This is a genomic window from Aphanizomenon sp. CS-733/32 (genome assembly GCF_028330045.1).
In the GTDB taxonomy this organism is placed as follows: Bacteria; Cyanobacteriota; Cyanobacteriia; order Cyanobacteriales; family Nostocaceae; genus Dolichospermum; species Dolichospermum gracile.
Map to the genome: position 1 here is coordinate 1 of NZ_JAQMSE010000173.1, position 5716 is coordinate 5716.

General features: G+C 38.4%; 7 protein-coding genes. 1 reads left to right on the forward strand and 6 read right to left on the reverse strand.

Going from position 1 to position 5716, the window contains the following annotated elements:
* Positions 1 to 235: 235 nt before the first annotated feature.
* From PN471_RS13825 to PN471_RS13840, 4 genes are all read right to left on the reverse strand, one after another.
* A complete protein-coding gene (locus PN471_RS13825) occupies positions 236 to 385 on the reverse strand; it encodes a hypothetical protein (RefSeq protein ID WP_271777341.1) in 150 nt (49 codons plus the stop codon).
* Between the two features lie 6 nt (positions 386 to 391).
* The gene (locus tag PN471_RS13830; RefSeq protein WP_271777342.1) at positions 392 to 1459 is read right to left on the reverse strand and encodes an AI-2E family transporter; all 1068 of its coding nucleotides are present in this window, start codon (positions 1457 to 1459) and stop codon (positions 392 to 394) included.
* Between the two features lie 72 nt (positions 1460 to 1531).
* A complete protein-coding gene (locus tag PN471_RS13835) occupies positions 1532 to 1960 on the reverse strand; it encodes an NUDIX hydrolase (RefSeq protein ID WP_271777343.1) in 429 nt (142 codons plus the stop codon).
* Between the two features lie 3 nt (positions 1961 to 1963).
* Positions 1964 to 2368: a hypothetical protein gene (locus PN471_RS13840; protein WP_271777344.1), complete on the reverse strand. Its 405-nt coding sequence runs from the start codon at positions 2366 to 2368 to the stop codon at positions 1964 to 1966.
* Positions 2369 to 2742: 374 nt separating this feature from the next.
* On the opposite strand from PN471_RS13840, the gene PN471_RS13845 reads away from it, so the two are divergent.
* A complete protein-coding gene (locus PN471_RS13845; RefSeq protein WP_271777345.1) occupies positions 2743 to 3666 on the forward strand; it encodes a Ycf66 family protein in 924 nt (307 codons plus the stop codon).
* 52 nt (positions 3667 to 3718) lie between these two features.
* Here PN471_RS13845 and PN471_RS13850 read toward each other — a convergent pair whose 3' ends face one another.
* Together PN471_RS13850 and PN471_RS13855 are read right to left on the reverse strand one after the other, a co-directional pair.
* Entirely contained in the window at positions 3719 to 4813 is a 1095-nt protein-coding gene (locus PN471_RS13850) for a phosphotransacetylase family protein (RefSeq protein WP_271777346.1), read from the reverse strand.
* 225 nt (positions 4814 to 5038) lie between these two features.
* The gene (locus PN471_RS13855; RefSeq protein WP_271777347.1) at positions 5039 to 5161 is read right to left on the reverse strand and encodes a hypothetical protein; all 123 of its coding nucleotides are present in this window, start codon (positions 5159 to 5161) and stop codon (positions 5039 to 5041) included.
* Between the last annotated feature and the right edge of the window lie 555 nt (positions 5162 to 5716).

The window sequence follows — 5716 nt, forward strand, 5'->3', positions numbered from 1 at the left end:
CCAAATGTGGTTTTAGTGTGTCTCGTAATAAGTTAATCTGGTTCATAGGGGTTTCTTTGATTGTGTGGTAACTTTCTATGAAACCCTTTCTCTGTTTCCTTTGCAAGCTTTTTCTCTATTTTTTGTCCTGTACAGAGATTGTAATCACTTTCTTGATTTTTGTGCCTGTACCTACAGAATACTATTTTCCCACAATTTAATTAAAAGTTGGAGAATTGTGTTCCAGACATTTTTATTAATTTATTTCATAATGGTTGCCATTATCTGGTAATAATTCCAAGTCTGTGATTGTCCAGCGAACTCCTTCATATACCTGACTCATACAGCCTCCTGTGGGGTGATATGAATATTTTAGTTCTAATTTGTGAAAACTACATTTTATCACTGGTCGTTACTCACTATCAACGGCAGTTTTATTAAATTCACCATTACGCCAAGTATCAGCCATATCTTTAATAAAACTAGCAAGAGGAATAGCAACCAATAATCCCAATACACCGCCTAACTTTGCGCCTATTAATAAAGAAATTACCACCCATACAGGATTTAAACCAGTTAAATTTCCTAAAATACGTGGGGCAATAATATTAGAATTAATTTGATCAATAGCCACACCTATAGCCGCAACCTCCAACCCTAAACCAAAGTCTTTTAAAGTTATTAATAAACTGACAATACCAATGCCAATACCCGTACCAAAAGGAAATAGGGAAAACAAACCAATTCCTATGCCAAAAAGTAGTGATAAAGGCACTCGTAAAAGGACAAAAGCCAATGTTATAGATACAGCTAAAATAGCCCCTAAAGTAGCTTGACCAATGAAATAATTATTAAAATCTTCTCGCAGTAATTCTCGCACCTTTTTTGCTGTTTTTGGGGGAAACCAAAGATAAATTCCATTCCATAAACTTTCCCCATTCAAGACTAAATAAATAGTCAAAACTATGGTAATTAATAGATTCAATAAATTGCCAATAGTATCCAAGGCAAACCCTAAAATTTTACCAGTAAAAGATTGCAATTGACTTGATATTTTTCCTAAAATTTCACCAGCTAATCCACTTAAATTTACTGGTAGTTGCTGAGTAGCTGCCCAATTTTGCAAAGCTTCTATTTGTTGAGTTGCCGATTCTATCCAATAGGGAAGAAGATTAGCTAACTCATTCAATTGTTCCAGAATAAGTGGTAGCAGAATTACACCTACAGCACCCAAAATAATAATAGATAACAGTAATACTACTACGACTGCTAAAATTCGAGGTACTCCCCGCTTTTGGAGAATTTGAATGGGATAATCTAACACAAAAGCTAAAAGAATAGCAATAGAAATCACACTAACTAAGGGTTGAAAATAGTTAATAAATTGAATTAATAACCATCCATTTAAAAGAATCACAGGAAAGGCTAATCCTATGTTTAACCATTTAGGTGAATTGGGTAGATTTTTTACTGGCTGCATGGAATGTATTAATAATCTAATTTTGGCAAAATATCTGGAAAAATCAAAATGTTTGTAAATTGAATGATCTGACTATAGAGTTCTGATAAAATCCAGCATAATTTTTTGAGGTAAATATGCTAGAGGTCTAACTTCTCCGGCTTTTTCAGAATAATATTTACCCTTTTGAATATCTGCTGCTGTTAATAAATCTAAATCCCACCCTTCTGAAAGTACAAGTTGACTTACTGGAACTAACAATGGTGCTTGAAATACATAACGCACAGCTTTTTCGTCCCTATAAATTCCAAATTTGGTAAAATTAGTTAACTCATAGCCAATTTCTTCCATAACCTCGCGCTGAACGGCTATTTCTGGACTTTCTCCCGGTTCTATATGTCCACCGAATAAGGCCCAACAGCCGGGAGCGATAATGTTAGGAATATGATCCCGTAATTGCATTAAAAACTTACTTTCTCGATAAAGAATGGCGACGGCTACATAAGCTAGTTGACTATTCATAAATTACTTTTCCTCTAAATAAACTTCACCGTATTCTTTACCAGCCAAAGGGACACTCTGGTACTGAACATTTCCCTTCAATACCACCTGTTCTCCAACTTGGAAATTGCCCTGATTAGTGATCACCCAAATTTTCCCAGTTGAGTCATTAATTTGATATGCTTTTTTCTTAATTAACGGAGCATATTTTTCTACTTTACCTTGAATGTAAATTGTCGTATCCTGATTTTTTTTGGTAATTTTTTGAATCTGTGCTACATTAGTACCAATATTGAAATTTTTAAGATTGATACCAGAATTTACTCCCTTACCACAAGCATAAAGCCCCGTTACCAGAGAGAAAGATAGTCCCACCGTAAAGATATTGGCTGGTGGCATCAAAGCTATAAATTGAACGAATTTTTGCATTACTGCCAATTTTATCTCCAGGTTACACAAAGATAATTATCACGAAATGGCGATCGCCGATCCTTATCGAGCCTTAGAAGACTATCAGTGAAAATGGTCAACTTTTAGCCTATGGTTTATCTAATATGGAAGTGAAGGTCAATACCTTGTCCAAATTTAAAAAAGCCTTGATTTGTAGGTTGGGTTGTTCACGTTAGCGTTGCGAAGCAATAGCATGAAGCCCAACGTATTTGTTGGGTTGCGCTATCGCTTAACCCAACAAAGCAGAAAATGGACAAGGTATTGGAAAGTGGGAGAAACTCAATATCCTACCTATTCCCTGTTCCCTGTTCCCTGTTCCCTTTCTTTATTGAAATAGTAAGGAGTATTAAAAAATGCTGGCTTATCTTCTAGCGTTGATAGTCGCTTTTGGAAGTCTCGCCATTTATTTATCAGCCTTCTTGTTTCCAGAAATCCATCGCCAGAATGATTTTATCTGGAGTGGTGTTGGGCTATTCTACGCTTTAGTATTATGGATTTTTACACCTCGGATTACTGGAGGGCTGTTACTGGGTCATGTAGCTAGTGTGGCACTGTTAGTATGGTCTGTGTCCCAAACTCTGTCATTACGGCGACAACTTGCCCCCGCAGGACAACAAACTCCTCTCCCCAGTCCTGAGCTAATTAAGGTGAGTTTTCAAGAACAAATGTCAAAGTTTTCTGTAAAAGAGAAATTTGGACAGTTATTAAGCTTTGTTGCTAGTGTGTTTGGTGGTGCTAAGGCGAAAATACAGCAGACTGTGAATAAAAAGCCTGTAATTAAAACTGCTGCAGAGATTTTGCGAACAAATGGGACTGAAGCAACGCCACCATCAGTATTACCAGATGAGTCGGTAACTGCTACCCCAGCAATGACAACTGAAACTTCGTCTGAGGAGACTTTTGCTCAATCTTCTATGTTGGAGGTGGTACAAGCAACACCAACTCCACCCACTGTTATAGAGGAAGAACGAGTAATTCCGCCAACAGCACCGGAAACTATGGTAGAGATCACTCAAACTGAGGTGGTGATTTCCGAGTCGTCTATCACAGGAGAAACTGAAACTGTGGTAGAGATCACTCAAACTGAGGTGGTGATTGCCAGAGAAGAAACTAGCGAAATGGCAAGTGCGCCAGAAGTAAGTTCCCCAAATTCAGTGACATCGGAGTTATTGGCGGCAGAAGCAGCCGAAAAATCTGATCTGACTGTTGAGGAAGTTAAACCGGTTGGGGAAGCATTGCCAGAACAAATACCTTTCAATAAACCAGTTGAGGAGTAATTAAGGGGATTTACGCTGCTGATTCTGATCAATCAAGGGAATCTGGACAATTTTATGATAATGCTGCCGCTGGATTGAATCCCAATTGGGATAATAAGCGGTCAATATCAAAATGCTCAGACATAAGAGAGCGAATGCACTCTATTTTAATTGGTTCATGGACGCGGACTTGACAAAAGGTGCGGTCAATGATTTCTACCGTAGTGAGAGTGTCTAAATCCACTGATAAAATCGGGATTTCTAACTCTTCGGCCCGGTTGAGAATAAATGGAGGAGGTGGCAGTTGTCCAGTCAGGATGAGGCATTGGGTAGATGTTTCTAGGGCTGCTTGTTGAATTTCAACGCGATCGCCTCCTGTGACTACTGCCATGTTCTGACGTTTGCGGAAGTATTTGACGGCGGAGTTGACGTTCATCGCCCCAATGGCGAGACTTTCGACTAATAAATCTAGGCGATCGCTCCGACAAAGGACTTCCGCGTTTAACTGCTTGACTAATTCCCCGACGCTCACACTGCGGAGGATATCGCTTTTGGGCAATGTTGCGAGGACGGAAATCCCCTGTTTTTCTAAGAATGGGCGCAAGAGTGTATGAACTACCTCTAATTGTTCGTGAGGGACTTCGTTAATCACGACACCCATTAACCTTGTACCTAATTGCTGTTTAGCAAACAACAACGCCTCAACAGAAGTTAGTGATTGATAACGACTAATTAAGAGTACAGGCGCATCTAATTTTTCTGCCAGTTCCAGCAAGGATAATCCAAATAAATTTCCTTCCGATAAGTTAGCCGGACCTTCTAACAGTACCAAATTACTCTTTGGTATTTGTGAATACTGCTGTACTAGTAACTGTTGATAGTTAGTTGTGTCTTCTCCCTGTAAGCGTTTCTGGACGGTAATTTCATCCAAAGATAATAAGGTGGGAGCAATGCGGTTGTCTGGTAGGTTAAGATGATGAGTAATGAACTGGACATCTTCTTCAACTACCGTTCTGGCAGATGTCTTGACAAAATTACCCAAAGGTTTGCCATAAGCAATATCCAAACCTTTTTGTTTTAGCTGATGAGACAAACCTAAAACTGTTGCAGATTTGCCACTGTAAGCTTCAACTGATCCAACCAGCAAGTATTTAGCAAGTGTTGGCACGTATGCACTCCTAATTTCAAAGGTTTGTACAACTCAGCTAGGTGCCTACTAATTTTAGTGCAATAGGCGGAAGGTAAATAGCTTTAGCAATCCTAATTGCCTAAATTTTCAAAATTAAATGGGAATAAATCTAGCTGTGGTAGGTATTGTAGCGATTTTGATCAAGATAAAAATATCTGTTTAAATAAATAATTTACGCTTGTCAGCATACAACAGTGATTATGATTATATTGAAGCTTTAATTTCCTCCCATGTCATTACATTATCTGGATTTGTTTCATGATCAAGTTCTCGTTTTTGTGCTGCTGTTAAATCGGGATAAGCCTGTTCTGCTGCGATACTTTCCAAAATATCTTGTACAATCCGAATTCTATCGGCAATACTCAGGGCTTTGATTTCATTTTAAAGTTACACTAATGTCCATGTTCAGTGGCCTCCATAGGAAGATCAGGCATTTATCTATTTCCTAGGATAAGCGATCGCTCTCAGCTTTGAGTTAATTTGAGGGTGCGATCGCACTGCATCCCAGGCATCGCTTCATCCTTTTATAGCGTATAATCTGAGTATCTTTGCACTTAGCCCTAACTCCCTCAAAAACAATTAATGCCTTTATAGAATAGAAGGAGCGTCAATGGAGCAACCTCCATGACAGTCATAAATTAAAAGAATTTGAGCAGATAATGCCAATTGATAGACCGCAATGACACGCGCAAGAAGAGATGCCAAACCCATTTTTTCTGCTATACAGGAGATATTAGACAGAGTTTTCCAAATACATAGTTATTCAGCGAGTATTTCATTAAAATAATCTTGGAGGAGTAGTTATGGCGGCAAAATACTTTAATCCTTATACAGATTTCGGTTTTAAGAAACTGTTCGGTGAGGAAGGCAGTAAAGATTTAC

Excerpts from the sequence above, each read along its gene's own strand:
- PN471_RS13835 (WP_271777343.1), bottom strand. The coding sequence starts at position 1,960 with ATGAATAGTCAACTAGCTTATGTAGCCGTCGCCATTCTTTATCGAGAA.
- PN471_RS13840 (WP_271777344.1), bottom strand. The coding sequence starts at position 2,368 with ATGCAAAAATTCGTTCAATTTATAGCTTTGATGCCACCAGCCAATATC.
- PN471_RS13845 (WP_271777345.1), top strand. The coding sequence starts at position 2,743 with ATGCTGGCTTATCTTCTAGCGTTGATAGTCGCTTTTGGAAGTCTCGCC.
- PN471_RS13830 (WP_271777342.1), bottom strand. The coding sequence starts at position 1,459 with ATGCAGCCAGTAAAAAATCTACCCAATTCACCTAAATGGTTAAACATA.